Raw genomic sequence first — 25,704 nt, 5'->3', positions numbered from 1 at the left:
TCTTCGGTTTTTTAATTACAAAAAGAAAAAATTATTTTGTAAAAGAATTTTAAAAGTATACTATAATGGTTTAATTTTTTTTGATTTGGATATAAATTATATGTAGATTGATTTTATTTTTTAGGAGGTTATTATAATGAATGTAACATTTGGCGGAACAAAGATGACTCTTTGTGGAAAGCAAGTTGAAGTTGGACAAAAGGCACCTGATTTTAAGGCAGTTAATAATGATTTAAGCGAATATAAATTAAGTGATGATTTAGGAAAAGTTGTAATTTTAAGTATAGTTCCTTCCATTGATACGGGAGTTTGCTCAATTCAAACAAGAACTTTTAATGAAAAGGCTACTGAAATGAGTAAAGATGTAAAGGTTGTAACTGTTTCCATGGACCTTCCCTTTGCTCAAGGAAGATTTTGTGCAGCTGAAGGAATTGACAGGGCTATTATAGTTAGTGATTATAAGGACAGAGATTTTGCAAAAAAATATGGCTTTATGATTGAAGAACTTGCACTTCTTACAAGAGGTGTTATCATTGTTGATAAGGAAGGCACTGTAAAATATGTTGAAATAGTTCCTGAAGTTACTCATGAAGTAAACTTTGATAGGGCTATTGAAGAAGCTGAAAAATTACTTTAATTTTAATAGGGAGCCTGGCTCCCTTTTTTTATACATAAAATTTGGGAGGTTTATTTTGAAAACTTTAGTTGTTGTTGATTGTCAAAATGATTTTATAAGTGGAAGTCTTGCCTGTTTAAAGGGTCAGGAAGCTATAGATAATATTGTAGAATATATTGAAAAAAATAAGGTAAATCCTGTTTATACAATGGATTGGCACAGTAAAAATAATAAGAGCTTTAAGGTTAACGGAGGCATTTGGCCTATTCACTGTCTTGAAAATACTTATGGAGCAGAATTATCTCAAAAGTTTTTAAAACTTTCTGAGGACAAAAGACCAAATTCTCAAAACACATATAAGAAAGGGCTTAATGATGATATTGAAGAATACAGTGCCTTTAATGGAGAAAATGCTGAGGGACAAAAGTTACATGAAATTCAAACGGAGGAATTTATTGTCTGCGGCATTGCATCGGAGTATTGTGTAAGGGAAACTGTTCTTGAACTTTTAAAGACTGGTAAAAAAGTAAGTTTATTAAAGAATTGCCTTGCTTATGTAAATGAAGAGGATCATAGGAAAAATTTAGAAGATTTAAAGGAAAAAGTGGAGATTAAGTGAAGATAAAAATAATTTGTCCTGGCCATTTAAAAGAAAAATATTTAAAAGAAGCTCAAAAGGAATATTTAAAAAGATTATCTGCCTTTTGCAAGTTTGAGATTATTGAAGTTGAAGATGAAAAAACTCCTGACAATCCAACTGACAGGGAAAGAGAATTGATTCTCCAAAAAGAAGGAGAGAGGATTTTATCAAAGATAAAAGATGGAGATTACTGCTTTAGTCTTGAAATTAAGGGCAAAGAAAGAACCAGCGAAGAGTTTGCAGAAAAATTAAATTCTTTAATGATTCATGGCAAGTCCAGCCTTGTTTTTATTATCGGAGGAAGTTTAGGGCTTGGTGAAAATGTATTAAAAATAAAAAATGAGTCATTTTCTTTTTCAAAAATGACTCTACCTCATCAACTTATAAGGATCAATCTTTTAGAGCAAATTTACAGGGCTTTTAAAATTATTAATAATGAACCCTATCACAAATAATTATCTTTTTAAATTTGCAAAAAGCAAGATAACAAGGAAATGAACTCCTGCAAAAACACATAGAAGATAGTAGTCGTTAAGGTTCATTTTTGAAATTATATCTGTTATTTGCATTTTTAGTGATAGAGGATTTAAAATATCCCAGGAATTTAATCTTATAAATCTGCCTAAATATACGCCTAAAGAAGCAAGACCGCTGAAAAAAATTAAAAGGATAAATTCCGCAAGGATATGGCCTCTGCATTTAAAAATTGTAACTAAATTTACAAAGCTTTCATAGCCCAAGATAAGGGACAGTAAAATCATAATTAAATCTGTGCCCAGGCGAAGCCAATTTAAGTAATTGAAAACATAAATTACTTGATTTATGTTTGTATAGTAGTCGCTTCTTTTTATGTGAATAAAGTCCGTAAACATATAAATACAGTTGGGATAAAAAATTATTGCAACTAAGACTGCTAAAATTAAAAATATGCCCCTTGTCTTTTCTCTTTTTCCATAAGAAGTTAAAATAAAGGGAATAAAGGCAAGGCCTGTATTAAATAATAAATACAATCTTCTTATGTTAAAAAAATAAATTACGGCAGAAGTCAAAAGATATATTAAAAAATAAATTAAAAATTTTGTAAAAGTGTTTTTATTTTCCATAAGTTAAGTTTACCATAATTTTATTAAATAAATTCATTAAAAAACGGCTAAATATTTTAGCCGTTTATTTTTATTCTTCAAGACCACTGTTGTAAAGTTTGTAGTAAAGACCCTTTTGTTCTATTAAATCCTTATGGTCTCCTCTTTCAATTATATTTCCTTTTTCAAGAACCATAATCGCATCTGAATTTTGAACTGTTGAAAGTCTGTGAGCTATTACAAAAGTTGTCCTTCCTTTCATAACTTGATCCATGGATTTTTGCACTAGCATTTCAGTTCTCGAGTCTATAGAAGATGTTGCTTCATCAAGTATTAAAACTGGAGGACTTAATATTTCCGCTCTGGCTATGGATAAAAGTTGGGCTTGTCCTTGAGATATTTCACTGCCGTTTCCTGAGATTATAGTTTCATATCCCTTAGGCAAAAGCTCTATAAAATAGTGGGCTCTTGCTTTTTTTGCCCCTTCTATTATTTCTTCATCAGTGGCATCTAATTTACCGAAACGAAGATTTTCTTTTACTGTTCCTGTAAATAAATGAGTGTCCTGCAAAACCATGCCTAAAGATTTTCTTAGGTCTTTTTTATTTATTTTTCTTATGTCTATTCCGTCAAAGCTTATGGAGCCTGACCATATATCATAAAATCTGTTAATAAGATTTGTAATTGTAGTTTTGCCAGCTCCTGTGGAACCGACAAAGGCAATTTTTTCTTCAGGTTTTGCAAAAAGAGAAATGTTTTTTAAAACAGCTTCCCCTTCCTTGTAGCCAAAAGTAACATTATTAAATCTTATATCACCCTTTAGAGGGGTGTAGGGATTTTGTAAATCTTCCGGATTTTTCCAAGCCCAAAGTCCGGTATTTTCTTTGCATTCTATAATTTTATCCCCTTGGTATTTTATTCTTACTAGTTCTATTTTTCCTAAGTTTTCTTCCGACTCTTGATCTAAAAGATTAAAAACCCTATAGGCTCCAGCAAGGGCAAGTAAAACTTGATTAAGCATAGAGGAGATGTTTCTCATAGGTCCTGATAAATTTCTTGAAAGTTGCAAGAAAGTTGCAATAAGTCCTACACTTATATTAAATTTTCCACTAAGGGCCATGAGGCCTCCAGCTAGGGCTATAAAAGCGTATTGAAGATTAAAAACTGAAAAGACTATAGGTATTAAGAATAGAGAGTATCTGTTGGCAAGCATAGTGTTTTCAAAAAGTCTTTCGTTTATTTTTCTAAATTCTTCCATTGTTTTATCTTCGTAAGAAAAAACTTTTATAATTTTTTGTCCCTCTATTCTCTCTTCTATAAAACCATTTTCTTCTCCCAAAGTTTCCTGTTGTTTTATAAAGTAGGATGAGGATTTCTTGCCCATAAATTTCATTATAATGTACAAAAGCACAAGGCAAAGACCTACAACTAAAGTTAAACTTAAAGATTCAAAAAGCATAACCAAAATTATTAAAATTATAGACATTATTGAAGAAAAAAGTATGGGTAAATTTGCTATAACTTGTTCTACAGCTTGAATATCATTGGTAAAGACACTCATAATATCTCCGTGAGAATTTTCATCAAAATAACTTATGGGAAGAGTTTGTAAATGTTTAAAAACATCCTCTCTTAAATCATAGGAGGTTTGTTCAGTTACATACACCATAATCATTTGATAGATAAAATTTGAAATAGTTCCACCTAAAAAAATTAAAGCCATAGTTAAAATTGCCTTTAATAAGGGAGAAAAATCAGGATTTTTTACTCCAATTAATGGACTGATATAAGAATCTATTAAAGTTTTTAAGAATACAGAAAAAGATATTCCTGATATTGTAGAAAAAATTACCAAGAAGAAAACGAAAATTAATTTAAATTTGTGTTTTTTAATAATATAATTTAAAAGTCTTTTTCCGACTTTTAAATTATCATTTTTAGATAACTTTCTAATATTATTTTTTTTCATCAAAATCCCCCTCTCTTTCTTGAGATTGAGAAATTTCTCTATATATTTTTGAATTCTTTAAAAGATACTCATGATCTCCTATGGATTCAATTTCTCCTTCATCCATAACTATAATTGTGTCTGCATATTTTAAAGAGTTTATTCTTTGAGATATGGTAAGCCTTGTTAAATTCGGTAAATATTTATTTAAGTTTTCTACGATTTTTCTTTCAGTAGTGTTGTCAAGAGCGGAAGTGGAGTCATCTAAAATTAAGATCTTTGGATCTTTAAGAAGGGCTCTTGCAATGGTAAGCCTTTGTTTTTGCCCTCCGGAAAAATTATTTCCTCCTCTTTCAACTTTTGCATCAAGACCTCCAGCTTCTTTTACAAAGTCGTACGCTCCTGCAACCTTTAAAATTTCAATCATTTTTTCGTCAGATAAATTTTCATCTGCAAATTTTAAATTGCTTCTTATACTTCCTGAAAATAATTGATTTTTTTGTAAAACCATGGCAACACTATCTCTAAGAGCCTTTAGATTATAATCTCTCACATCGAGGCCGCCAACTTTTACACAACCCTTTGTAACATCATAAAGCCTTGGTATAAGTTGAACCAAAGTGGATTTTGAAGAACCTGTTGAACCTATTATCCCTACATTAGCTCCTGCTTTAATGTTTAAATTTATATTTTTAAGGGCAAGTTTATTAAGATCATCAGTGTAGGAAAAGCATACATCTTCAAAACTTATGCTTCCGTCTTTTACGATATTTACATTTTTTTCGCCATTTTTTAAACTGGAATCCTTATTTATTATTTGACTTATTCTTTCAGCTGCATTTCTTGAATTTACAATTTGAGTAAAGACCATGGCGAATATAACAAGAGATATTTGAATTTGAAAGGAGTAGGTAATTAAACTTATAAGTTGGCCGGTTTTCATGGAACCCAAGATAATAAATTTTGCTCCCAGCCAGGCTATGAGTAAAGATATACTATAAACGCAAAGATTCATAAAGGGCATAAGCATCATAAAATTTTTTTGAATATAAATATATTTATGGTATAAATCTTTTGAGATTTCATTAAATTTAGAAATTTGTTGGTCTTCACGAGTGAAGGCTTTTACTTCTCTTATACCTATTAAGTTTTCAGAAACATGAGTGTTTAATTTATCGAGGAGTTGAAAAACTTTTTTAAAATAGGGATAAACTTTCTTTATTACAAGAATTAAGACAAAGGCCATAATTGGAATCATAATTAAAAAATACATTGCAAGTTTTGAATTTATTTTAAAACTCATAAAAAATGCAAAGATTAATAAGAGAGGAGACCTTATGGCTATTCTCGTGGACATTTGAAAGGAAAGCTGAACACTTTGCACATCAGTTGTCATCCTCGTTAATAAGGAACCCTTTGAAAAAGAATCTATATCTTCAAAGGAAAAGCCTTGAATATTTTTAAACATGGAGTCCCGCAAATTTTTCGCAAGTCCTGCTGAAGCTTTGGTTGCAAAATATCCTGATGCAATTCCTGATATGAATAATAATAAAACTGAAATTACCAAAAAAATTCCCATTCTTATTATCAGGTCCTCATCTCCAAGGTTTATTCCCTTGTCAACGATAACACTCATAAAATAGGGAATTAAAATATCAAAAAGCACTTCAAAAGTTACAAATAGGGGACTTAATAGAGCATATTTTTTGTATTCTCTTACTTGTGATAATATTGTTTTAAGCATTTTCCACCTCATTCCTATTATTAACAGTATGAACTGTAAAATTATTTATTGCAAGAATACCTAAAGTTTTTGCTTTTAGTGTTATAATAAATAGAGAATTAAAATTTTTTAAATTAATTAGGAGGATTATTATGTCAGAAAAAGAAGCAAGAGAAAATTTAACAAATAAGAGATTAAAACAAGTTAAAGCTGATATTGAACAAGATAGTGAAATTAAAGAAGCTCACAAACCAGCAAGTGATATTTATTCAAAAACTGCAGGAAAAGATCCTGAAACAGGAGTTGAAATTCCTACTGAAGATGCAGTTGAAGAAGCTAAAGAATGGGTTGACAACCAAAATAGAAGATAAAAACAAAATAAAAAGCACCTTTAAAAGGTGCTTTTTTAATACATAGAATTAATCTTTATTTTTATCCTTATCAAACAATTTTAAATATTCTTCATAACCTTCTTCTTTTAGCCTGTCTTTGGGGATAAATTTTAAACTTGCACTGTTTATGCAGTATCTCAATCCTCCAAGATCTTTAGGGCCATCATTAAAAAGATGACCTAAGTGGGCGTCTGCATTGGAACGAACTTCTATTCTGTGCATACCGAACCTTTCATCTCTAAGCTCTATTAATTTTGTATTTTCAATAACCTTTGAGAAAGCTGGCCAACCGCAACCAGAGTTAAATTTATCTTTTGAAGAAAAAAGAGGTTGACCGCTGGTTATATCTACATAAATTCCATCTTCAAAAAAATTGTCGTACTCACCAGAAAAAGGTCTTTCCGTTCCGCTATTTTGAGTTACATCATATTGAATCTTACTTAAAGTTTTTCTTAATTCATCGTCACTTTTTTTATAATATTTCATATTGCCTCCTCTTTATTTATACCCCTTATGTTACAATATTAAAGGAGGTTTTTGTTTTGAAAAAAAGTACAATTTTTATAGGTCTTATATCATTAATAATAGCTTTTGGAAGCGAAAAATATTTTGGCCCCAGTCCTTATGTGGAAGATACCACAGTTTTAAATATTTTGTGGGCTATTGTAAATATTATGTTTTTAACTACGACTATTGCCATGCTTAAAGAATATAACCAGATTTTATCTTTAAAGGGACTTACTATGCGAAAGACCAGATTATATTTAAATGTCTTTGTCTATGTAGCCTTTGTAATTTTTCTAAATGCCTTTTTCTTGGGACAACTTTATTTAAGAGATAATTTACTTATTAATAAACTCTCCAACCCCCTTATTATGATTCTCGTTCTTTTTACTTTTACAATGAATCTTTATAGCGGAATTTTTCCCACTGTGGAAGAAAAAGACAATATAAAGATTTTCACTATTAAGGAAAAGGGACCCTTTAGAAACGGAAGAGAAAAATACGATGTTCAAGCGGGAATTTATGAGGATGGTTTGGTTTTTGGAATTTACAATTTTCCCTATGAAGGCATTAAAAATATCTATGAGGAAAAAAGCGGAACTTTAATTATAAAAGGAAAAGACCAAAGAGGAAGCTATAGAATAAATGTTGAAGCTCCTAAAACTCGATTTGTTGTTAAAAAATTGTTGGAAGGAGAAAGAGAAAAAAATAAACTTGAGGGCATAAAAATAAACTTATAAATGTCAACAAATATTTGTTCTAACCCTTGTGGATAATGTTAATAACTTTGGGGATAAAGTAATTATAACATTTTGCCCTGTGAATAAAAAAAGTGGATGAAGATTATTTTTAATTAATCTCCATCCACTTTTCATATAGGTCATTTATAGTATTTTCAAGGCTTTCACGTTTTTCTGTAAGTTCTAAGATTTTTTCGTAATCTCCAGATTTACTGTAGGTTTCAAGCTTTGCATCTATTGTGGATAAGTTTTTTTCAGATTTGGAAATTTTTTCTTCCAATTCTTTTTTTTGCCTTTCAATAAGTTTTTTTTCTTGCCGTTTTTCTCTTTCTAATTTTTTAATTTCATCCCTTTTGGTTTTTGAAATATATTCTTCTTCCTCTTCTTCAGAAACTCTTGTCTTTTCAAGATAATAATCATAATTTCCAAGATATTCTTTAATTTCTGAATTTTCCATAAAAAATATTTTATTTACAACGTGATTTAAAAAATATCTGTCGTGGGAAATTGCAAGGATAGTTCCCTCATAATTTATAAGGGCATCTTCAAGACCCTCTTTTGAATCAATATCCAGGTGGTTAGTAGGTTCGTCAAGAAGCAAAAAATTTGCCCCCTTAAGCATGATTTTCAAAATACTTACTCTGGCTTTCTCGCCGCCGGAAAGTTCTGAAATATTTTTAAAAATATCGTCTCCTATAAATAAAAATTGAGCTAGATATTTTCTAATATCATAGTAGGATAATTTAGGATACTCGTCCCAAATTTCATCAATTACAGTTTTTTCCAAGGATAAATTTTCCATTTCCTGATCAAAATACCCGATTTTTACATTGGCTCCCAGGGAAAAATCTCCCTTATAGTCTTTAATTTTCCCAGTAATAATTTTAAAAATCGTACTTTTTCCAATTCCGTTGGGACCGGTCAAGCCGATCTTGTCATTTTTGTAGACCTCAAAAGAAATATTTTCAAAGATTTTTTTCTTGTAAGACTTTTCTAAATTTTCAACTTTTAAGATGTCCTTTCCCGGTTCCACATCAACTTTAAATTTTACAAGAGTTTGATTTTTTTCTTTTGGAGCTTCAAGTCTTTTCATTTTGTCCAAAAGTTTTTGCCTGCTCTTTCCAGCTCTTATAAACCTATCTCTACCGAGGCTTAAATATCTTGCAATTATTTCTTCTTGACGTTTTATTTCTTTTTCCTGATTTTCATATTGTTTCTTTTTAAGCTCAATTTGTTTTTTACGCTCTTTTACATAATAATCATAATTTCCTTTAAAAAGAGTAAGATTTTTATCCTCAAGAAGGACTATTTTATTTACTATGTTGTTTAAAAAATATCTGTCGTGAGAAATTATTATAAGGGCCTTATTATAATCTTTTAAAAATTTTTCCAGCCAAGTTATAGCATCAATATCCAAGTGGTTTGTAGGCTCATCAAGAAGGAGAAGATCATGGTTTTCCAATAAAAGACTTAAAAGAGAAAGCCTTGATTTTTGACCGCCGGAAAGATTTTTTACAGGCTTATTAAATTCATCTTCAGAAAAGCCCATGCCCCTTAAAGTTCCACGGATTTTTGACTTGTAGCTGTATCCGTCAAGAGCCTGAAATTTTTCTTGAAGAATGGAATATTCCTCCATAGTATTTTCTAAATCATCGTGATTTTTGCTCATTTTCTCTTCTAAATAAGAAAGTCTTTTTTCAATTTTTATAATATCTTTAAAAGCTCTGAGACAAACATCATATAGGCTTAAATTATCCGCCCAAATATGGTCTTGTTTTAAGTAGCCAATACTCAGGTCCTTTGTCTTAAAAAAATCGCCCCTGTCGAAGGATATAGCTTCTGAGATAATGTTTAAGAGGGTAGTCTTACCAGTTCCGTTATTTCCTATTAAACCGATTTTATCTTTTTCCTCCACAATGAGAGAAGCATTTGAAAAAATTTCTCTATCTATAAAATTTTTATATAAATTTTGAATATTTATTATTGCCATTTTTTACCTCACAAAAATTTTATCACAGCAGGGGGCTTATATTAAAGTTTTACAAAGAAGTTTTTTATTGTTATAATAATAACATACTTTCGGAGGTGGATATGGAAAAGAAAATTTCTGATACGGTCATAAGACGCCTTCCAATTTATCACAGATATTTAACAGAATTAATTGACGGAGGAATTGAGAGAATTTCTTCTGGTGAACTTTCAAAGCTTACTGGTTTTACAGCCTCACAAATAAGACAGGATTTAAACAATTTTGGAGGATTCGGGCAACAAGGCTACGGTTATAATGCGGCAGATCTTAGAAGTCAAATCGACAAAATTTTAGGAATAGATCGAGATTATAAAGCAGTTGTTGTGGGAGTTGGACATCTTGGACGTGCAATTGCAAGATATCCAGGCTTTAAAAAAAGTGGCTTTTCAATTGATATGCTCTTTGATATTGATGAAGTTGCAGGGACTCTTGTCGGCGGTATAAAAGTTAAAAGTATAAGTGAGCTAAGTAAATTTTTAAAAGAAAATAAAATAGATGTCGGTATTATAAGTGCTCCCAAAGTTGTAGCTCAAGAGATTGCTGACATCCTTATAAGAGGAAATGTAAAGGGCATTTGGAATTTTGCTCCTGTTGATATTCAGGCACCAGAAAGCGTAGTTGTTGAAAATGTAAGACTTAACGACTCACTACTTACCCTGTCTTATTATTTAAAAGAAAACACTAAAAAAAACAAGTAGCAATGCTGCTTGTTTTTTATATTATTAAAAGTTTAAAATTAAAAAAATGTGTTAAAATTTTAAGTATGAATGAGATCTATAAAAACAATGAAAAAGAAATAATTTTAAAAAACATGGACGCCTTTAATCCGGAACACATTTTTTTGTGCGGACAGGCCTTTAGATGGGAATTGGAAGAAGACGGTTCTTTTACCAATGTTGCCCACGATAGAGTTATAAATATAAGTAAAAAAGAAAAGGACATTATAATTAAAAACTCTGATGAAGATGACTTTAATAAAATTTGGAGAAATTATTTTGATTTAAATAGGGATTATTTAAAAATTATAAATGATTTAAGTGAGGATCAAGTTTTAAAAAGGGCAATTGAATATGGAAGAGGAATAAGGATTTTAAATCAAGATCCCTTTGAAACAATTATAAGCTTTATAATAAGTGCCAATAACAACATAAAAAGAATCAAAAAGAGTATAAAAATCATAAGTCAAATGTACGGAGAAAAAATAGAAAATCCCTTTGGAACTTACTATTCTTTTCCCAAGGCGGAAGTTTTAAAAAATGCAGATCCTAAAGATTTAAGAGAATTTGCAAAAGTTGGCTTTCGTGATGAGAGAATAGTAAAAGCCGCGAATATGATTTATGATGAGGAAATAGATATAAATTCTTTTTATACAAAAGATTTAAAACTTGCTTCAGAAGAGCTACAAAAACTTCCAGGAGTTGGACCTAAGGTTTCAGATTGTATCCTTCTTTTTGCTTACGGCAGAAGCGAATCTTTTCCTGTTGATGTTTGGATAAAAAGAGTAATGGAAGAATTGTATTTTAAGGAAACAGTTAAAAAAACAGAAGTTGCAGATAGGGGAAGAGAATTATTTAAAGATTTTGCAGGCTTTGCACAACAATACCTCTTTTTCTATGGCAGAGAAAATAAGTTGGGAAAAATATGATAGCTATTTTAATAAATTCTTTTGGAATAATATTTGCTTCTTTTATAGGTTCAATTATAGGGGATAAAATTTCTAAAAAATATCAAGATGCAATTATTGATGCCCTTCAGTTGAGCGTTCTTATTATTGGAATAAACACAGCCCTAAAGGGAGATAATTTACTCTCTGTAATAATAGCCCTTGTTCTTGGAACAATTGTGGGAACAAAAATTGACATTGAAGGAAAAATTAACGGCTTAGGTTTAAAAATTCAAAAAATTTTTTTGAAAAAACAAAAAAATGACCTTGGACAAAATAAATTTGTAGAAGCCTTTGTAACAGGCTCTCTCTTATTTTGCGTTGGGTCTATGGCGATAATAGGTCCTTTAAATTCCAGCCTTTTAGGAGATAACTCCATTTTAATTTCAAAGGCGATTTTAGATACGGTTTCGGCTTTTATGATGAGTGCAAGTCTTGGAAGGGGCATGATTTTTTCAGGATTTAGCGTTTTTTTATATCAAGGCCTTATTTATTTAGCTGCAAACATTTTGAAGAATTTTTTTACCCCTGCAGTTATAAACAATATTTGCGGAGTGGGTGGACTTTTAATAATAGCCCTTGCCTTTAATATGCTTAAGATGAAAGACTTTAAAACTGCCAATATGCTTCCTTCAATTTTGTTTGCAATAATATTTGGACTTATTTTTTAATAAGCTTGAAAAAATAAAATATATGTATTACAATACAATTAGCACTTAAGATAAATGAGTGCTAATAATTTTGTAAAAAATTTTTATAGGAGGATAAAATGGAACTTAAACCTTTAGGAGAAAAAGTTGTAATTAAAAAAATAGAAATAGAAGAGAAGACAGCATCAGGAATAGTATTGCCATCATCAGCAAAGGAAGAAACAAACATTGCTGAAATTATTGCAATAGGTAAAGATGTTGAAGAAGACGAAAAGACAAAGGGACAAATTTCTGTAGGAGATAAAGTTTTATTTTCCAAATATGCAGGAACTGAAGTTGAACTTGAAAAAGAAAAATATATAGTAATCAAATACCAAGACTTACTTGCAGTTATAAAATAAGGAGGTAAATTTTTATGGCAAAAGAAATTAAATTTGCAGAAGACGCAAGAAATGGATTAATTTCAGGAATTAATAAACTTGCAGATACAGTTAAAGTTACTCTTGGACCCAAGGGAAGAAATGTAATTTTAGGAAAAGAATTCGGCTCTCCTTTAATTACAAATGATGGTGTAAGTATAGCAAGAGAAATTGATCTTGAAGATAACTTTGAAAACATGGGAGCACAACTTTTAAAAGAAGTTGCAACAAAGACAAATGACGTTGCAGGAGACGGAACAACTACAGCAACTCTTCTTGCTCAAGGAATAATAAGAGAAGGAATGAGAAACCTTGCAGCAGGAGCAAATCCGATGATTCTTCAAAAGGGAATTAAGGATGCAGTAGATGCAACTGTAGAAACAATAAAGGGTTTTTCAAAACCTATTGAAACAAAAGAAAGCATAGCTCAAGTAGCATCTGTTTCAGCAGCAGATAAAAATATAGGCGACTTAATAGCAGAAGCTATGGAAAAAGTAGGACGTGACGGAGTTATAACAGTAGAAGAATCAAAATCTATGGGAACTGACTTAGCAGTAGTAGAAGGTATGCAATTTGACAGAGGATACCTTTCACCTTACATGGTAACTGATTCTGAAAAAATGGTAGCAGCCCTTGACGAACCCTACATCTTAATAACAGATAAAAAAATTACAAACATTCAAGACCTACTTCCTTTACTTGAACAAGTTCTTCAATCAGGAAAGAGTCTTCTTGTAATAGCAGATGATATTGAAGGAGAAGCCTTAGCAACTCTTGTATTAAATAAATTAAGAGGAACTTTAAACATAGTAGGAGTAAAAGCTCCAGGCTATGGGGACAGAAGAAAAGCAATGCTTGAAGATATAGCAGTTCTTACAAAAGGAACAGTAATTTCTTCAGATCTTGCAATGGACTTAAAAGATGCAACAATAGATATGTTGGGAACAGCTTCAAAAGTAAGAGTTGAAAAAGAACTTACAGTTATTGTAAACGGTGCAGGAGATAAAAAAGACATTGACGAAAGAATAAACCAAATAAAATCTCAAATAGAAAGCACAGACTCTGAATTTGATAAGGAAAAATTACAAGAAAGACTTGCAAAATTATCAGGTGGAGTTGCAGTAATCCACGTAGGTGCAGCAACAGAAGTTGAACTAAAAGAAAAGAAACTTAGAATAGAAGATGCCCTTTCAGCAACAAGAGCAGCAGTAGAAGAAGGAATTGTGCCAGGAGGCGGAACAGTTCTTATAGACTGTATTGAAACTCTTGAAAAATTACTTGAAGAAAAAGAAGGGGACGAAAAAACAGGAGTAAATATTATTTTAAGAGCCCTTGAAGAACCTCTAAGACAAATAGCAGAAAACGCAGGACTTGAAGGCTCAGTAATAGTAGAAAAAGTAAAATCTCTTGAAAAAGGATTCGGCTATGATGCCCTTAAAGGTCAATATGTTGACATGATAAAAGCAGGAATAGTAGATCCTACAAAAGTTACCCGTTCAGCTCTTCAAAATGCAGCAAGCGTATCATCAATGATCCTAACAACAGAAGCAGCAGTAGGCATAATAAAAGAAGACACACCACAAATGCCTATGGGTGGAGCAGGAATGCCAGGTATGATGTAAAAATCAAAATAAAATTAAAATCAAGGACGAGAAAAAGCTCGTCCTTTTTTATTTCTTGTCTTTTGGTATAATATTTTTGAGGTGGAAAATGTATTACGCTGTAAAAGTGGGAAGAGAAAGAGGGATTTATAAAACTTGGGACCAGTGCAAGGAACAGGTCATGGGATTTAAAAATGCAGTTTATAAAAAGTTTAAAACTTTAGAAGAAGCTCAGGCTTTTATAAATAGTTCCAATGAAAATTTAAAAGAAGATGTTTCCTTAAAATCTTTTGAAGATTTAAAGGAAAATGAAATGGTTGCCTATGTTGATGGTTCTTATAGAGATGAGGATAAGTCTTATTCCTACGGAGTTTATTTAAGAGATAGAAAAATTAAGGAAGAATATTCAAAAAGATTTTTCGATGAAGATGCTTCTTTTAGAAATGTAGCAGGAGAATTAAAGGGAGCCATTCTTGCAATGAAAAGAGCGGTAGAACTTAAAAAAGATAAAATTTATATCCACTATGACTATAGGGGAATAGAAGACTGGGCCCTTGGAAATTGGCAGACAAATAAAAGCCTTACAAAGGACTATAAGGTCTTTTTATGATAATATAAAAGAAAGTTTGGAAGTTGTTTTTATTAAAGTTAAATCCCATAAGGGAGTTGAGCTTAATGAATATGTTGACAAACTTGCAAAGGAGGCAATATGAGAAAATCTTGGGATCAATATTTTATGGACATAACAAAACTTGTGGCAAAAAGATCAACTTGCGACAGGGCCTTTGTAGGATGTGTCCTTGTAAATTCAGACAACAGAATTGTATCCACAGGCTATAATGGTTCTTTAGCCGGCAATCCCTCTTGTGATGAAATAGGACATACTATGCGTGATGGTCACTGTATAGCTACAATTCATGCGGAGATGAACGCCCTTTTATATTGTGCCAAGGAAGGTATATCAGTTAAAAATTGTAAGTGTTATGTGACTCATTTTCCATGTTTAAATTGTACCAAGGCACTTTTACAGGCGGGTATAAAAGAAATATATTATTTAAATGCCTATAGGATGGACCAATATGCCCTTGAACTTATAGAAAAAAATAATATAAAACTCGTAAAAATGGAAGAAGGATTGAAAGATTAAAAAGGAAGGATAAAGATGAAAAAATTTGTAAATGATTTTAAAGATTTCATTTCAAGGGGAAATGTAGTTGACATGGCTATTGGTGTTATAATAGGTGGCGCTTTCGGAAGTATAGTAACATCTCTTGTAAATGATATAATGATGCCTATTATTGGAAAATTAACAGGAGGAAATGACTTCAGCCAAATGTTTTATGCCCTTGATGGAAAGGACTATCCAACTTTAGCAGCAGCAAAAGAAGCAACTGCAACCTTTGCTTATGGAAGTTTCATTCAAAATGTGGTCAACTTTTTAATAATTTCTCTTGTAATATTTACAATAATAAGAGAAATGACAAAGCTTACAAATAAATTTAAAAAACCGGAAGAAGAAAAAGTAACAAGTAAAATCTGCCCTTATTGTAAGAGTCAGATAAATGTTGAGGCAACAAGATGCCCTCACTGCACATCAGAATTAAATGGATAAATTAGATAATATAAACTTAGAAAAAATAGAAGAGCTTATAAAAGGTCACAAACCTTTGCCCGTTGATATAAAAAGTAGATATTCAGTTTTAATTCCTCTTATATTGGTGGATGGAGAAATCCACGTTCTTTTTGAAAGAAGAGCGGATTCTTTAAGAACACAACCGGGTGAAGTTTCTTTTCCCGGAGGAAAGATTGAAGCCTTTGAAGAAGAAAAAGAGGCGGCAATAAGAGAAACCTGCGAAGAACTTTTAATAGAAAAAAATAAAATAAAAATTTTTGCCCAGGGAAATTTTTTAGTAAATCCCAATAGGGAAATAATTTACACTTTTATAGGTCTAATTGATGAAGAATTTTATAAGATAAAAGCAAATAAAGATGAAGTGTCTTATATTTTTACAGTTCCTCTAAGTTTTTTCTTGGAAAATTCTCCCGATGCTTATAAAACCAGTATAAAAATTACAAAAGAACCGGACTTTCCCTACGATTTAATTCCCAATGGAGAAAATTATAAATTTAAAAGATATGGGGAAATAGTGGAATTGTACCACTATAAAGAAGAAATAATCTGGGGTTTTACTGCAAAAATGATTAGAAACTTCACGGACATAATTTCCCAAAAGTTTACAAAAATTTAATCAACTTGTAATATAAAAAAATAAATCGCTATTTAACAGGCTTAGATAAGATAAAAAAAATAAATTTCAAAAAATTATTTTTTTAAAACTTATTTAAGCCTGTATTTTATTGAATTTTTAAAGTGTAACAAAAAAGTTACAAAAAATTTGACAATTAAACTTTTATAAATTATACTCAAAACTATGAAAAGTTACAAAATAGTAACATTTCATGAGAATTGGAGGTTTTTTATGAAAGAACGAAATATTAACGGGAGAATTAGAAAAATTATCCTTTTGTCCCTATTTGTAATAGCAATTGTGACAATGGGTTTTTCAACAGCTCTCGGAAAAAATGTCGTGCTTAACATTAATGGACAAGAAAAAAATATAGTAACATATTCAAAAACAGTAGAAGAATTTTTAAAAACTGAAAAAATTGAATTAAAAAATAGAGAATTAGTTGATCCGGACTTGGATACAGAAATAGTAGACAAGATGGAAATAAAAATTATTTCTCCCAAGTCATATATAATAAAAGACGGAAACAAAACTCTTATAACTGAAGCTCAAGGAGAGAGCGTAGGCGATGTACTTAGAGATTTAGGAATAGACCTAAATGAATTTGATAGAGTAAATCCCTCAGTTACTGAAAAAGCAACTCAAGGAATGACAATTAAAGTTGACAGAATAGAAAAGAGAAGCACAGAAGAAGAAGTTGAAATAAACTTTGAAAGCAAAGAACAAAAAAATGATCAAAAATACGAATCAGAAGTAAACATCATACAAATTGGTGTAAAAGGACTTCAAAGAAACACCATTGAAACAACATACGTTAATGGAGTTCCTTCAAAAGTTGAAGTTGTAAAAAGTCAAATAATTCAAGAGCCCGTTGACGAAATAAAAGAAGTGGGAACAAAAAAACCACAAGCAAAGGGCCTTGAAGGCAAAAAAGTAAAAGCAGTTTATGTAATGCAGGCAACAGCCTATGACCCAACAGCAGGATCAAGAACCGCCATGGGTACTCGTGCAAGAGTAGGTGCCGTAGCAGTAGACCCAAGAGTAATACCCCTAGGATCAAAACTTTACATTGAATCAATGGACGGATTTCCAACCTATGGATATGCAGTAGCAGAAGATACAGGCGGTGCAATAAAAGGTAAAAGAATAGACTTATTCTACAACACCAACGCACAAGCAAACAGATTCGGAAGAAGAAATGTAAAAGTATATGTAATTGAATAATTTAAAAATAAAGCCGCAAAACAACTTGCGGTTTTTTTAATTTAAGAATAAAAAATAAAATTTACCAAGAAAGTGAATAATAAAAAAACATAAGGGTAAATATATAATGGTTAAAAATTTGGGAGGTAAATATATGAAATTAACACAAACAGTACAATCAGGAGATTGGAAAAACGAAAAACACGTACCTGCACTTCATGCAGAAAAATCAGAAGGATGCTTAAAAATTCATGCACTTGTAGGAGAAGAAGTAGAACATCCTAATACTCTTGAACATCATATAGCTTGGATAAAAGTATTTTTCCAACCGGAAGGAGCAAAATTTCCAACAGAAGTAGGCTCATATACATTTAGCGCTCACGGAGAAGAAGAAATTTGTTCTAAACCAGAAGTAAATGTATGCATAAAAACTGAAAAATCAGGTCTAGTTTATGCACTAAGCTATTGCAACATTCACGGACTTTGGGAAAATTCATTAGAAATCTAAAACTTAAAATAAAAAGACCTTATATGGCAATAAAACCTATAAGGTATTTTTTAATTTGCATAAAAAAAATAAAAATAAAAATGTAGATTTAAAAATAAATTTTAAATCAAATGTGGATTTTGTTTTCTCACCCGACACACGCGGACCGGTAAACCGGTCCCTACAAATCACAAAAATAAATCTTCGCAAATAAATGTAGGGACCAATTTATTGGTCCGACGGCGTCAGCCGAATCAATAGAAATAAAATAAAAAAATGAAAAAAGGTATGTTGAAAATTTTAAAATAAATGCTTCACGTAGAGCGTAAAAATAATTTATAAAAAATGTTAAGCTTTTTCTCTCACATTATACACGCGGACCGGTAAACCGGTCCCTACAAGATTTTCAAGGGTTATGGTGAAAATAAATTTGTTTAAAATGAAAGGATTTCTTAAATAATGTAAAATAAATTTTAATTCAAATATTTATTTTTTCTCCCACGCGACATAAACGGACCGACAGCAAATATCTGAAATTGGTCCGACGGCAAATCCAATTAAATAAAAAGGAATGGAATAAAAATTCTCACGAAAAATTATCTTCCATTCCTTTCTTTATAAAATCTCATTTCTTCAAAAAAATTTGAAATTAATCTGTTGGACTCGTCCTTTAAAACACCTCTTACAACTTCGACTTTATGATTTAAGCCTTCTCTATTTAAGATATTAAGATTAGACCCAGCAGCACCCATTCTGAGGCTGTCACAGCCTATTACAAGAGTTTTAATACGAAATAGGACCATAGCACCAGCGCACATGGAACAGGGCTCTAAATTGACGTACATGCGTCCACCTTCAAGGTGGTAAGTTTTTAAATTTTTCGCCGCCATTTTTAAGGCCCGTATTTCCGCATGCTCTGTGGCATCTTTTAAAGTTTCCTTTAAATTGTAACCGTAACCTACAATTTTATTATCAAGGGTTACTATAGCTCCAACAGGGACTTCACCAAGGCTATAAGCTTTTTTTGCCAGCCTTAAAGTAAGTTTCATAAAATATATATCATTCATGTTTTTCAATTTCTTTTAAAATATCTATTCCTCTAAGCATTTTCTTAATATTTTTAACGTCTAACAAAATTACTTTTTCTCTTCTTAACTTTGTCTTTTCATTATCCGTCATAAGGGATGTGTTTATAAATAAAACGGGCTTTGCATTTTTTGCATAGGTTCCAGAAAATTCTTTGATTAATTTGTCTATGGCATCTTGAGGCAAAGTTTTATGTTCCGGATATTTTTTAACTTCAACGGCATATCTTTTATTGCCTTTTTTAGCCCAAAAATCAAAGCCTAATTTGATATTTTCATCTTCAAAACCTTCAACTTCGTAACCAGTTTTTTTAAGAGCAATGGAAGCAAGTTTTTCTTCTGTAACCTCAAGATCTAAAATTTTTAAAGCTTTAAGTAAATTTTCAGGTCTGATTTTAAAAATTCCCGTGCAGTCGTCAATTTTATAATTTTCATTTTTAAAATCAAAACCTATTAAGATTCCATCTACAACATTAAAATATCCGTGAGCAATGGCATTTCTAATGTGCCTTAAAAGACTTTTGGTCTTGGATTCATTTTCATAGCGAGTTAAAATTATTTTTTGACAATTGGTGCAAATCTCATCTCTATAAAAATTTACAATTAAAGGATTTATATAGTCTAAAAAAGCCACATCTTCTTTTTTAAGATTCATATTTTCCATTACAATATCAAAGGAAAAATCATCAAAATCTATGGACTCCACCATATCATTTTTTGAAGATTGAATGGAGTTTATATTGGGAACATACCAAAGAAGATATTCTATTGCCATAAGCATATCTCGAGAAAGAATTAAAGGATATTCTTTGTGGAAAATTGAATATTTCTTTTTATTTTTGCAATTATCAAACTCAAAACCAGTAAAAGATAAGTCAACAGGCTTCAAAAAATCACCTCTAATTCATTATACTATAAAGCTTATATATATTTTATGACCTATTTTTGATAAAATAAAGGGCAGGGAGGACCTATGGCGAAAAAAAAGAAGAAAAAAATCGGTTGTTTGAGTTTTTTGTTAATTCCCATATTTTTATTTCTTTTAATTGTACAAAATGCTCAAAAAAATCAGATAGATATAAAAAAAGAATACATAGAAAGTACAAAAGATTTAGCAATAGAAGTTTCCAACCAATATGGACTTTTTCCATCAGTAACCCTTGCCCAATCCGCTCTTGAAAGTAATTACGGAAGAAGTAAGCTTTCTTCTGAATATAATAATTATTTTGGCATAAAGGGTAAAAAAGATACAGTAGCCTTGGAAACAGAAGAATATATAAATGGCAAGTCTGTTAAGCAAAAGGAAAATTTCAGAAAATATAAATCCAAAAAAGATTCTTTTTACGATTATGGAAATTTAATAGGAAGTAAAAAGAGATATAAAAAAGTCCTGCAAGCCAAAACTTATAAGGAGGCCATAGGAGAAATAAAAGCTGCAGGCTACGCAACTGACCCTAAATATGCAGAAAAAGTCATAAGAATCATTGAAAAATATAAATTAAATGACTTAGATATAAGCTTTAAAAAGTAAAAATTTTAAATTTAAGAATTACTTAACTTGAGTCTTAAAAAAATCAGTTATACAATAGAAAAAGAATTTTATATTATTTAAAAATTTAAGGAGGAAATATGAAAGTTTGTGAACTTACCCTTGTACCCCTAGGACAAGGAACAAGTTGTTCTAAATATGTAGCAGGAGCTCTTGACAGCATTAAAGACATGGAAGGAATACAATATGAATTAAACCCCATGGGAACAGTAATAGCAGCAGAAGAACTTTCTACACTATATAAAGCTATAGAAATTATGCAAGAATCTGTATTTAAAAAAGGAGCGAACAGAGTTTATTCCGTAATAAAAATCGACGACCGAAGAGACAAAGAAAGAGATTTTCACGAAAAAATCAAATCCGTAGAAGAAAAATTGGAGAAATAATGAAGAAAACTTCCCTTATTTTTTTCCTTGCAGGGCTTTTACTTTTTACTAACCTAACCCTTGTAGAAGGAGCTCAGACTAAGGAAAAAGAAAACAATCAAACCGCAATAGAAGAAAATCAAGGACCAGTAAGAGATCAACCAATACTCGTTCCCACAAAAGAAGGACCCTTAAACGCCACCTTTGAAGAATATAACAAAATAATGGAGCTGGAAAAACTTCCATCTTCAGATCTGGGAAAGTCCTTTTTACTTGGAGACTACAAGAGCGGAAAAATCTTGGAATATAACAACATAGACGAAGTAAGACCCATGGCATCCACATCGAAACTTGTAAGCGTATATGTAATTTTAGATAAAATAAAAGAAGGAAACCTAAGCTTAGATGACCTAGTAACCGTAGATCATGAAAGCTCAGTCCTTATAGGTTCAACCTACAAATTAAAAGAAAACGATCAAAAAACCGTAAGAGAACTTTTAGATGCAACCATGGTAGTTTCGGGAAATGATGCAATAACAGCCCTAAGCAAAAAAGTAGCGGGCTCAGTTGAAAACTTTGCAGTCCTTATGAATGATAAATGTAAAAAACTTGGGCTTACAAACGCCCACATGGTAAACCCAACAGGGCTTACAGACTATACCATAGAAGACTATAACAAGATGACAACAAGAGAAATGTTTATCCTTGCAAGAAGTTTAATCCACGACTATCCTGAAATTTTAAACTACTCGAGCATAAAAGTCTTGGAAGATCCCCAAAGAAATTATAAAGAATACAACACCAATCCCCTTCTCGGAATACTTCCTCAAATAGACGGACTAAAAACAGGAAACACCAACGCCGCCGGCAGAGTATTAATAGCAACAGGTCTTAGCAAGGGAAAAGAAAAAGAAAGTGAAGACACAAGGCTTATAGGAATTGTAACAGGCTCAACAAACGACTTTAAAAGATTTGTCCTGGCAAAGAGAATAATGGAAAATGGCTTTAAGAAATATTCATGGACAATATTAGGAGCAGAAGAAAACTCAAAAGGAAAAATCCAAATAGAAAACGCCCTGAAAAAAGAATATGACGTATATATAGAAAAGCCCATGAGCTTGCTTTTAGATAAAGAAGAAAAAGTTCAAGAAAAAATCCAACTTGACACCATGAAAGCCCCCTTAAAAGAAGGAACAAAAGTTGGAACAATAATTTATTCCATAGACGGAAAAGAAATAGGAAACAATAATTTAGTAGTAAAAGAAGAAGTGCGAGAAAAGGGAATTTTAAACAAGATTATGCAAATATACAGAGACATCTTTTACAATATGGAAAAATCTGCAGCATAAATAAAAAAATTACCAAAGAGACTTAAGAGGTCTCTTTTTTATTTGCAAAAAAAATATAAAACAAAGTCAATGTAGTCAATGTAGGGACCAATTTTGAAGCTCTAACCCGATTTTTTAAAAAAAATCGTGGTAGGTCTCATGCAACTATTTGCCCAAATCTTTGATTTGGTTGCAAATATCCGCTATTGGTCTGGCGGCGAAGGCGAATTAAATAAAAAAATATATAAAAAGATCAAAAAAATTGAAAAAAACATGTAAATGTCATCCTTTCGGGTGATGTGCAAAAAATAAAAACAATCTATTACAAGGATATGAAGGATTAATTACATATTTTTAAAAGGAAAATTAAAAAAGCAGGTTTATAAAAATATAAAAGCATTGAGACTTTCATTTGCAAAAAATTTTTGGGAAAAATTTAAAGAGGTGCTATTATGAAAAATTTAAAGAAAAAAAACATGATTTTAAAATTTATGGCCTTATCTATAATCTTTTCAGCTTTTATTTTAAGCGGATTTAAAGCTTATAAATCTGTAAAAATTTATGTAAATGATGAGCTTATAAAATCAAATCAAGAGCCCTTTATCTTAGATTCCAGAGTTTTTCTTCCCCTTAGGGCAGTGGCTGAAAATCTTGGGGCAAAAGTAACTTACAAAAAGGAAAATAAAAGCATAAATATAGAGAGGGATGACAGTAATATTTATCTTGCAATTGGTGATGATATGGCTTGGATTTCAAATAAAAAAATGGCAGGGCCGGCTTTACTTGATTGTCCCCCCATTATTAAAAACAACAGAACTTTTCTTTCTTTAAGGTCTGTGGCTGAACTTTTGGGAATGATTGTAGAATGGGATGGAAATATAAGGGCAGTCTATATTAACGAAAAGTCAAATTTGCCTAAATACATTAATGAAAATAATGCAGCTAGTGAAGTTTTACTAAGGTTAAAAGAACTTCAAATTATTGATGACAAGGCTTATGTTACTGATGTTAAGAAATATTCAGTAAAGTTTTTAGATGAAAGTGACCAAGGTTATTTTGTAAGCGTGAGAAAGGACAATCCTATAGATAAGGACTTGTCAGAGCTTGTTGGACAATATTTTATTAATGACGTTGGAACTTTGCTTTTAGAGTACGATCCACTTAAGGACGATTTTAAATTATTAATTGGAGTTAATTAAAACAAAAAGGGCTTTAGTGGAATATATTTTCCAATAGCCCTTTTTAAGTTATTCAAATTATTTCAATTTTTAAAAAATTATAAAATCAATCATCCTCTATTACAAAACCTGTAATGCGAGCTTGTATTGCAAGTTGTGTTCGAGTTTTAAAGCCTGTTTTATTTAAAAGGTGTCCTATGTGAGTTTTCACTGTATTTTCTGAAATTTTTAGTCTTTTCGCAATTTCTTCATTACCAACTCCTGTTGTAAGAAGACGAAGGACTTGAATTTCTCTTGGGGTTAGGTTAGCTGAGTCTACAAGTCCAAGTTTAACTTTTGGTGTTTCTTCAGGATAAATGGATTCTCCACATAGAGTTCTTTCAATAATTTCCAAGATTGTTTTTTCGGAGACTTCTTTATACCAAAAACTTTCAATTCCTATTTTTTTTGCTCTTTCCATCCAAGAAACTTCAGGCATACTTGTTACGGCTATTATTTTTAAGTCTGGTTTCAGTCTTTTTATTTTTTCCGCTGCATCAAGACCGTTAGATCCGTCTTGCATGAGTATGTCCATAATTACCAGGTCTATGTCTCCATTTAAGGCATAGGTGTCTGCAAACATAGCACTGTCTATAGAGTGTACGACTTGATAGTTGGGAGATTTGTCAATATAAAGTTTAAACAGTTCTCTTGATACAAATTGATCGTCTACAATCATTATTTTATAAGTCATAATTTTCTCCTTTAAGCCAAGATAAATCCAGTTTAAAATTTGAGTCTGTATAGATTTTCATTTCTCCATTGTAAATTTTTAAGCGTTGGCGAATATTTTTAAGTCCGCCTTTTTCTTCAAGAGGCAGTTGGGGAGCTTTGCCGTCATTTATTATTTGACAATAAACTTTTGAGTCGTCTTCTTCCAAATTTATCCAAACATTTTTTGCTTCTCCATGTCTTATGGCATTGTTTAAGGCTTCATGGACTATGCCAACCAGGATATTTAAGTCTCCTTTTGATTTTGGAAGTTGCCCTTTAAGATGGATTTCAACATCTATGGCTTTGGCTGTAGAGATTAGCTTTTCCCATGAAGATTTAGTTGAGGTGGAATCTTTTTTTTCTTTTAAAATCAAAAGACTTTCTTGCCAAAGTTGGATTAATTTATTTCTATCTTCTTTATTTTTATTGGGTTTTTCCAAGTAGTGTTTAAAATAAATTAAAGATTGACCAATTTTGTCATGGATATTAATTTTTGCCTGCAAAATTTCTTTTTGCCTTGTGTACTGGCTAACATTTTTTTGATAATCTTTAAGGCGAAGATTGGAGGCTTTAATCTCCATGTTTTTATTTTTGATCTTTTCTAACAAGTCCCATTCAAGGCTTATATCATAGGCTAAGGTTTCTCTAACTAAGCTATGATAAACAATTTCTATGAGCCAAATTTTATTGTCGCTTTCAATAATTAGGGGATTGTCTTGTAAAACACTTGCTTGGGATTTAATTTTTTTCTCTCTTACGGCTTTTTCACAGGCAAGATCATTGACAAGTCTTTTGCCGAAAACTTGGTAGCTTATTTCTTGCATTTTTCTGTTGACCAAAAGAGGTGTTCCATCTAATTTAGAAAAGCATATTCCGTCAGGAAGATTATCCATACTTTCTTTTATGGAGTTTTTTCCTATTTGTTTCTTTCTATCGTTTAAAATTTTTTTAATAAAGAAAATTTCCAGAAAAAAAACACATAAAATATAAAAAATAAAGCCATATATACTGGAGTTTAAAAAAATCTTAGCTATAAAGATTTTTCCACTACCGATTTCTGCTAAGGTTTGTGCAGGTAAAAGACTTGCCAAGGAAAGCAGAAGACTGTATAAAAAGCTATAGGATTTTATTTTAATGTCAGACCTTTCTACGGCAACTTCTATGCTAACGGTTAGAAGCAAAAGACTTATGATAAAGATAACTGAAAGATAAAAGTTGTTTAAACTAAGTAAAGTCATTCAATCACCCCTTTAATTTTAATAATCCAGTAGGGATTTTCCTTTTCCAAATTTTCAAAGACTGAAATTTTAGATTCTGATTCTATTTTTTTAATAAGTTTTTCTATAGAGAACAATTTAGAAGAATTTATACGAATTATAAGCTCCAAATCAGTCTCATTTTTTTCAAACAGTAAAGATATGGAATAGAGAAAATTAAGATGAAGTTCTAAAATATTTTGAAAGATTTCGTAAATATAAAGACAGCTTTGTGCATCTAAGC

At 31.0% G+C, this 25,704-nt stretch carries 31 protein-coding genes; 21 read left to right on the top strand and 10 right to left on the bottom strand.

All coding sequences use genetic code 11. The features are described from left to right. Positions 1-136: 136 nt before the first annotated feature. Genes tpx through rlmH form a run of 3 tightly spaced genes read left to right on the top strand, consistent with a single transcriptional unit; the run spans position 137 to position 1,711 of the window. Positions 137-637 (top strand): thiol peroxidase, encoded by a 501-nt coding sequence (tpx, locus tag HMPREF1253_RS07120; RefSeq protein WP_023056122.1) that lies wholly within the window; start codon positions 137-139, stop codon positions 635-637. 55 nt (positions 638-692) lie between these two features. Beyond that, a complete protein-coding gene (locus tag HMPREF1253_RS07115) occupies positions 693-1,235 on the top strand; it encodes an isochorismatase family protein (RefSeq protein ID WP_023056038.1) in 543 nt (180 codons plus the stop codon). Next, positions 1,232-1,711, top strand: coding sequence for a 23S rRNA (pseudouridine(1915)-N(3))-methyltransferase RlmH (rlmH, locus tag HMPREF1253_RS07110; protein ID WP_023056117.1), 480 nt, complete (start codon positions 1,232-1,234; stop codon positions 1,709-1,711). Before HMPREF1253_RS07115 ends, rlmH begins: the two co-directional genes overlap by 4 nt. Here the strand turns inward: rlmH and HMPREF1253_RS07105 are convergent, their stop codons facing one another. From HMPREF1253_RS07105 to HMPREF1253_RS07095, 3 genes are all read right to left on the bottom strand, one after another. Next, positions 1,712-2,359, bottom strand: coding sequence for a DUF1361 domain-containing protein (locus HMPREF1253_RS07105; protein ID WP_023056024.1), 648 nt, complete (start codon positions 2,357-2,359; stop codon positions 1,712-1,714). 70 nt (positions 2,360-2,429) lie between these two features. Continuing rightward, positions 2,430-4,307: an ABC transporter ATP-binding protein gene (locus tag HMPREF1253_RS07100; protein ID WP_023056014.1), complete on the bottom strand. Its 1,878-nt coding sequence runs from the start codon at positions 4,305-4,307 to the stop codon at positions 2,430-2,432. Then, the gene (locus tag HMPREF1253_RS07095) at positions 4,294-6,030 is read right to left on the bottom strand and encodes an ABC transporter ATP-binding protein (protein ID WP_023056017.1); all 1,737 of its coding nucleotides are present in this window, start codon (positions 6,028-6,030) and stop codon (positions 4,294-4,296) included. Before HMPREF1253_RS07095 ends, HMPREF1253_RS07100 begins: the two co-directional genes overlap by 14 nt. 131 nt (positions 6,031-6,161) lie before the next feature. Between HMPREF1253_RS07095 and HMPREF1253_RS07090 the strand changes: the two genes are divergently transcribed. Next, positions 6,162-6,380, top strand: a complete 219-nt coding sequence (locus HMPREF1253_RS07090; protein WP_023056025.1) for a DUF3787 domain-containing protein — start codon at positions 6,162-6,164, stop codon at positions 6,378-6,380. A 48-nt stretch (positions 6,381-6,428) separates the two neighbouring features. On the opposite strand, the gene msrB is transcribed toward HMPREF1253_RS07090, so the two are convergent. Continuing rightward, on the bottom strand, positions 6,429-6,887 hold the full coding sequence (gene msrB, locus HMPREF1253_RS07085) for a peptide-methionine (R)-S-oxide reductase MsrB (RefSeq protein ID WP_023056076.1): 459 nt from the start codon (positions 6,885-6,887) through the stop codon (positions 6,429-6,431). 56 nt (positions 6,888-6,943) lie between these two features. On the opposite strand from msrB, the gene HMPREF1253_RS07080 reads away from it, so the two are divergent. Next, positions 6,944-7,645 carry a hypothetical protein gene (locus tag HMPREF1253_RS07080; protein WP_023055997.1) on the top strand — a complete coding sequence of 234 codons (702 nt, stop codon included), beginning with the start codon at positions 6,944-6,946 and terminating at the stop codon, positions 7,643-7,645. A 109-nt stretch (positions 7,646-7,754) separates the two neighbouring features. Here the strand turns inward: HMPREF1253_RS07080 and HMPREF1253_RS07075 are convergent, their stop codons facing one another. Further along, on the bottom strand, positions 7,755-9,635 hold the full coding sequence (locus tag HMPREF1253_RS07075; RefSeq protein ID WP_023056073.1) for an ABC-F family ATP-binding cassette domain-containing protein: 1,881 nt from the start codon (positions 9,633-9,635) through the stop codon (positions 7,755-7,757). Positions 9,636-9,736: 101 nt separating this feature from the next. On the opposite strand from HMPREF1253_RS07075, the gene HMPREF1253_RS07070 reads away from it, so the two are divergent. The 12 genes from HMPREF1253_RS07070 to HMPREF1253_RS07020 all read left to right on the top strand — a co-directional run bounded on the left by HMPREF1253_RS07070 (position 9,737) and on the right by HMPREF1253_RS07020 (position 17,967). Next, on the top strand, positions 9,737-10,372 hold the full coding sequence (locus HMPREF1253_RS07070) for a redox-sensing transcriptional repressor Rex (RefSeq protein ID WP_023056022.1): 636 nt from the start codon (positions 9,737-9,739) through the stop codon (positions 10,370-10,372). Between the two features lie 65 nt (positions 10,373-10,437). Further along, complete coding sequence (locus tag HMPREF1253_RS07065) at positions 10,438-11,319, top strand: DNA-3-methyladenine glycosylase (protein ID WP_036739750.1); 882 nt, start codon at positions 10,438-10,440, stop codon at positions 11,317-11,319. Continuing rightward, the gene (locus HMPREF1253_RS07060; RefSeq protein ID WP_023056023.1) at positions 11,316-12,008 is read left to right on the top strand and encodes a DUF554 domain-containing protein; all 693 of its coding nucleotides are present in this window, start codon (positions 11,316-11,318) and stop codon (positions 12,006-12,008) included. Before HMPREF1253_RS07065 ends, HMPREF1253_RS07060 begins: the two co-directional genes overlap by 4 nt. A gap of 98 nt (positions 12,009-12,106) precedes the next feature. Next, positions 12,107-12,388, top strand: a complete 282-nt coding sequence (gene groES / locus HMPREF1253_RS07055; protein WP_023056097.1) for a co-chaperone GroES — start codon at positions 12,107-12,109, stop codon at positions 12,386-12,388. 14 nt (positions 12,389-12,402) lie between these two features. Continuing rightward, positions 12,403-14,028, top strand: coding sequence for a chaperonin GroEL (gene groL, locus HMPREF1253_RS07050; protein ID WP_023056037.1), 1,626 nt, complete (start codon positions 12,403-12,405; stop codon positions 14,026-14,028). 88 nt (positions 14,029-14,116) lie between these two features. After that, positions 14,117-14,617: a viroplasmin family protein gene (locus HMPREF1253_RS07045; RefSeq protein ID WP_369758377.1), complete on the top strand. Its 501-nt coding sequence runs from the start codon at positions 14,117-14,119 to the stop codon at positions 14,615-14,617. Next, the gene (locus tag HMPREF1253_RS10745) at positions 14,562-14,720 is read left to right on the top strand and encodes a hypothetical protein (protein ID WP_369758378.1); all 159 of its coding nucleotides are present in this window, start codon (positions 14,562-14,564) and stop codon (positions 14,718-14,720) included. Before HMPREF1253_RS07045 ends, HMPREF1253_RS10745 begins: the two co-directional genes overlap by 56 nt. Further along, positions 14,717-15,154, top strand: coding sequence for a cytidine/deoxycytidylate deaminase family protein (locus tag HMPREF1253_RS07040; protein WP_023056010.1), 438 nt, complete (start codon positions 14,717-14,719; stop codon positions 15,152-15,154). Before HMPREF1253_RS10745 ends, HMPREF1253_RS07040 begins: the two co-directional genes overlap by 4 nt. 15 nt (positions 15,155-15,169) lie before the next feature. Further along, complete coding sequence (gene mscL / locus HMPREF1253_RS07035) at positions 15,170-15,619, top strand: large conductance mechanosensitive channel protein MscL (RefSeq protein WP_023056090.1); 450 nt, start codon at positions 15,170-15,172, stop codon at positions 15,617-15,619. Beyond that, positions 15,612-16,256 (top strand): CoA pyrophosphatase, encoded by a 645-nt coding sequence (locus tag HMPREF1253_RS07030; RefSeq protein WP_023056077.1) that lies wholly within the window; start codon positions 15,612-15,614, stop codon positions 16,254-16,256. Before mscL ends, HMPREF1253_RS07030 begins: the two co-directional genes overlap by 8 nt. Before the next feature lie 231 nt (positions 16,257-16,487). Then, a complete protein-coding gene (locus tag HMPREF1253_RS07025) occupies positions 16,488-17,480 on the top strand; it encodes a 3D domain-containing protein (protein ID WP_023056018.1) in 993 nt (330 codons plus the stop codon). A 133-nt stretch (positions 17,481-17,613) separates the two neighbouring features. Next, complete coding sequence (locus HMPREF1253_RS07020; RefSeq protein WP_023056116.1) at positions 17,614-17,967, top strand: class II SORL domain-containing protein; 354 nt, start codon at positions 17,614-17,616, stop codon at positions 17,965-17,967. A 575-nt stretch (positions 17,968-18,542) separates the two neighbouring features. On the opposite strand, the gene HMPREF1253_RS07015 is transcribed toward HMPREF1253_RS07020, so the two are convergent. Together HMPREF1253_RS07015 and HMPREF1253_RS07010 are read right to left on the bottom strand one after the other, a co-directional pair. Beyond that, complete coding sequence (locus HMPREF1253_RS07015) at positions 18,543-18,995, bottom strand: nucleoside deaminase (protein WP_052648950.1); 453 nt, start codon at positions 18,993-18,995, stop codon at positions 18,543-18,545. A 10-nt stretch (positions 18,996-19,005) separates the two neighbouring features. After that, on the bottom strand, positions 19,006-19,920 hold the full coding sequence (locus HMPREF1253_RS07010) for a restriction endonuclease (protein ID WP_023056051.1): 915 nt from the start codon (positions 19,918-19,920) through the stop codon (positions 19,006-19,008). 84 nt (positions 19,921-20,004) lie between these two features. Between HMPREF1253_RS07010 and HMPREF1253_RS07005 the strand changes: the two genes are divergently transcribed. The 4 genes from HMPREF1253_RS07005 (at position 20,005) to HMPREF1253_RS06990 (ending at position 23,472) form a co-directional block, all read left to right on the top strand. Next, a complete protein-coding gene (locus tag HMPREF1253_RS07005) occupies positions 20,005-20,562 on the top strand; it encodes a glycoside hydrolase family 73 protein (RefSeq protein WP_023056005.1) in 558 nt (185 codons plus the stop codon). A gap of 98 nt (positions 20,563-20,660) precedes the next feature. Further along, a complete protein-coding gene (locus HMPREF1253_RS07000) occupies positions 20,661-20,966 on the top strand; it encodes an MTH1187 family thiamine-binding protein (RefSeq protein WP_023056062.1) in 306 nt (101 codons plus the stop codon). Further along, positions 20,966-22,294: a D-alanyl-D-alanine carboxypeptidase family protein gene (locus tag HMPREF1253_RS06995; RefSeq protein WP_023056040.1), complete on the top strand. Its 1,329-nt coding sequence runs from the start codon at positions 20,966-20,968 to the stop codon at positions 22,292-22,294. Before HMPREF1253_RS07000 ends, HMPREF1253_RS06995 begins: the two co-directional genes overlap by 1 nt. A gap of 431 nt (positions 22,295-22,725) precedes the next feature. Further along, entirely contained in the window at positions 22,726-23,472 is a 747-nt protein-coding gene (locus HMPREF1253_RS06990) for a stalk domain-containing protein (protein ID WP_023056113.1), read from the top strand. A gap of 85 nt (positions 23,473-23,557) precedes the next feature. On the opposite strand, the gene HMPREF1253_RS06985 is transcribed toward HMPREF1253_RS06990, so the two are convergent. Genes HMPREF1253_RS06985 through HMPREF1253_RS10145 form a run of 3 tightly spaced genes read right to left on the bottom strand, consistent with a single transcriptional unit; the run spans position 23,558 to position 25,591 of the window. Further along, positions 23,558-24,184 carry a response regulator transcription factor gene (locus HMPREF1253_RS06985; protein WP_023056052.1) on the bottom strand — a complete coding sequence of 209 codons (627 nt, stop codon included), beginning with the start codon at positions 24,182-24,184 and terminating at the stop codon, positions 23,558-23,560. Then, complete coding sequence (locus HMPREF1253_RS06980) at positions 24,174-25,442, bottom strand: sensor histidine kinase (RefSeq protein WP_023056055.1); 1,269 nt, start codon at positions 25,440-25,442, stop codon at positions 24,174-24,176. Before HMPREF1253_RS06980 ends, HMPREF1253_RS06985 begins: the two co-directional genes overlap by 11 nt. After that, complete coding sequence (locus tag HMPREF1253_RS10145; RefSeq protein WP_023056121.1) at positions 25,439-25,591, bottom strand: hypothetical protein; 153 nt, start codon at positions 25,589-25,591, stop codon at positions 25,439-25,441. The genes HMPREF1253_RS06980 and HMPREF1253_RS10145 overlap by 4 nt, the downstream gene beginning before the upstream one ends. Between the last annotated feature and the right edge of the window lie 113 nt (positions 25,592-25,704).

The organism is Peptoniphilus sp. BV3C26 (genome assembly GCF_000478985.1).
Lineage (GTDB): Bacteria > Bacillota > Clostridia > Tissierellales > Peptoniphilaceae > Peptoniphilus_B > Peptoniphilus_B koenoeneniae.
The sequence above is the reverse complement of the archived record's forward strand: the minus strand, read 5'-3'. Positions and strand labels throughout refer to the sequence as shown.

Coding starts and splice junctions, on each gene's coding strand:
- HMPREF1253_RS07025 (WP_023056018.1), top strand. CDS start 16,488: ATGAAAGAACGAAATATTAACGGGAGAATTAGAAAAATTATCCTTTTG.
- HMPREF1253_RS06990 (WP_023056113.1), top strand. CDS start 22,726: ATGAAAAATTTAAAGAAAAAAAACATGATTTTAAAATTTATGGCCTTA.
- HMPREF1253_RS07015 (WP_052648950.1), bottom strand. CDS start 18,995: ATGAAACTTACTTTAAGGCTGGCAAAAAAAGCTTATAGCCTTGGTGAA.
- HMPREF1253_RS06980 (WP_023056055.1), bottom strand. CDS start 25,442: ATGACTTTACTTAGTTTAAACAACTTTTATCTTTCAGTTATCTTTATC.
- HMPREF1253_RS07075 (WP_023056073.1), bottom strand. CDS start 9,635: ATGGCAATAATAAATATTCAAAATTTATATAAAAATTTTATAGATAGA.
- groL (WP_023056037.1), top strand. CDS start 12,403: ATGGCAAAAGAAATTAAATTTGCAGAAGACGCAAGAAATGGATTAATT.
- HMPREF1253_RS07070 (WP_023056022.1), top strand. CDS start 9,737: ATGGAAAAGAAAATTTCTGATACGGTCATAAGACGCCTTCCAATTTAT.
- msrB (WP_023056076.1), bottom strand. CDS start 6,887: ATGAAATATTATAAAAAAAGTGACGATGAATTAAGAAAAACTTTAAGT.
- HMPREF1253_RS07090 (WP_023056025.1), top strand. CDS start 6,162: ATGTCAGAAAAAGAAGCAAGAGAAAATTTAACAAATAAGAGATTAAAA.
- mscL (WP_023056090.1), top strand. CDS start 15,170: ATGAAAAAATTTGTAAATGATTTTAAAGATTTCATTTCAAGGGGAAAT.
- HMPREF1253_RS06995 (WP_023056040.1), top strand. CDS start 20,966: ATGAAGAAAACTTCCCTTATTTTTTTCCTTGCAGGGCTTTTACTTTTT.
- HMPREF1253_RS07045 (WP_369758377.1), top strand. CDS start 14,117: ATGTATTACGCTGTAAAAGTGGGAAGAGAAAGAGGGATTTATAAAACT.
- groES (WP_023056097.1), top strand. CDS start 12,107: ATGGAACTTAAACCTTTAGGAGAAAAAGTTGTAATTAAAAAAATAGAA.
- HMPREF1253_RS07095 (WP_023056017.1), bottom strand. CDS start 6,030: ATGCTTAAAACAATATTATCACAAGTAAGAGAATACAAAAAATATGCT.
- HMPREF1253_RS07060 (WP_023056023.1), top strand. CDS start 11,316: ATGATAGCTATTTTAATAAATTCTTTTGGAATAATATTTGCTTCTTTT.
- HMPREF1253_RS07100 (WP_023056014.1), bottom strand. CDS start 4,307: ATGAAAAAAAATAATATTAGAAAGTTATCTAAAAATGATAATTTAAAA.
- HMPREF1253_RS07065 (WP_036739750.1), top strand. CDS start 10,438: ATGAATGAGATCTATAAAAACAATGAAAAAGAAATAATTTTAAAAAAC.
- tpx (WP_023056122.1), top strand. CDS start 137: ATGAATGTAACATTTGGCGGAACAAAGATGACTCTTTGTGGAAAGCAA.
- HMPREF1253_RS07020 (WP_023056116.1), top strand. CDS start 17,614: ATGAAATTAACACAAACAGTACAATCAGGAGATTGGAAAAACGAAAAA.
- HMPREF1253_RS07000 (WP_023056062.1), top strand. CDS start 20,661: ATGAAAGTTTGTGAACTTACCCTTGTACCCCTAGGACAAGGAACAAGT.
- HMPREF1253_RS07040 (WP_023056010.1), top strand. CDS start 14,717: ATGAGAAAATCTTGGGATCAATATTTTATGGACATAACAAAACTTGTG.
- HMPREF1253_RS07005 (WP_023056005.1), top strand. CDS start 20,005: ATGGCGAAAAAAAAGAAGAAAAAAATCGGTTGTTTGAGTTTTTTGTTA.
- HMPREF1253_RS06985 (WP_023056052.1), bottom strand. CDS start 24,184: ATGACTTATAAAATAATGATTGTAGACGATCAATTTGTATCAAGAGAA.
- HMPREF1253_RS07105 (WP_023056024.1), bottom strand. CDS start 2,359: ATGGAAAATAAAAACACTTTTACAAAATTTTTAATTTATTTTTTAATA.
- HMPREF1253_RS07030 (WP_023056077.1), top strand. CDS start 15,612: ATGGATAAATTAGATAATATAAACTTAGAAAAAATAGAAGAGCTTATA.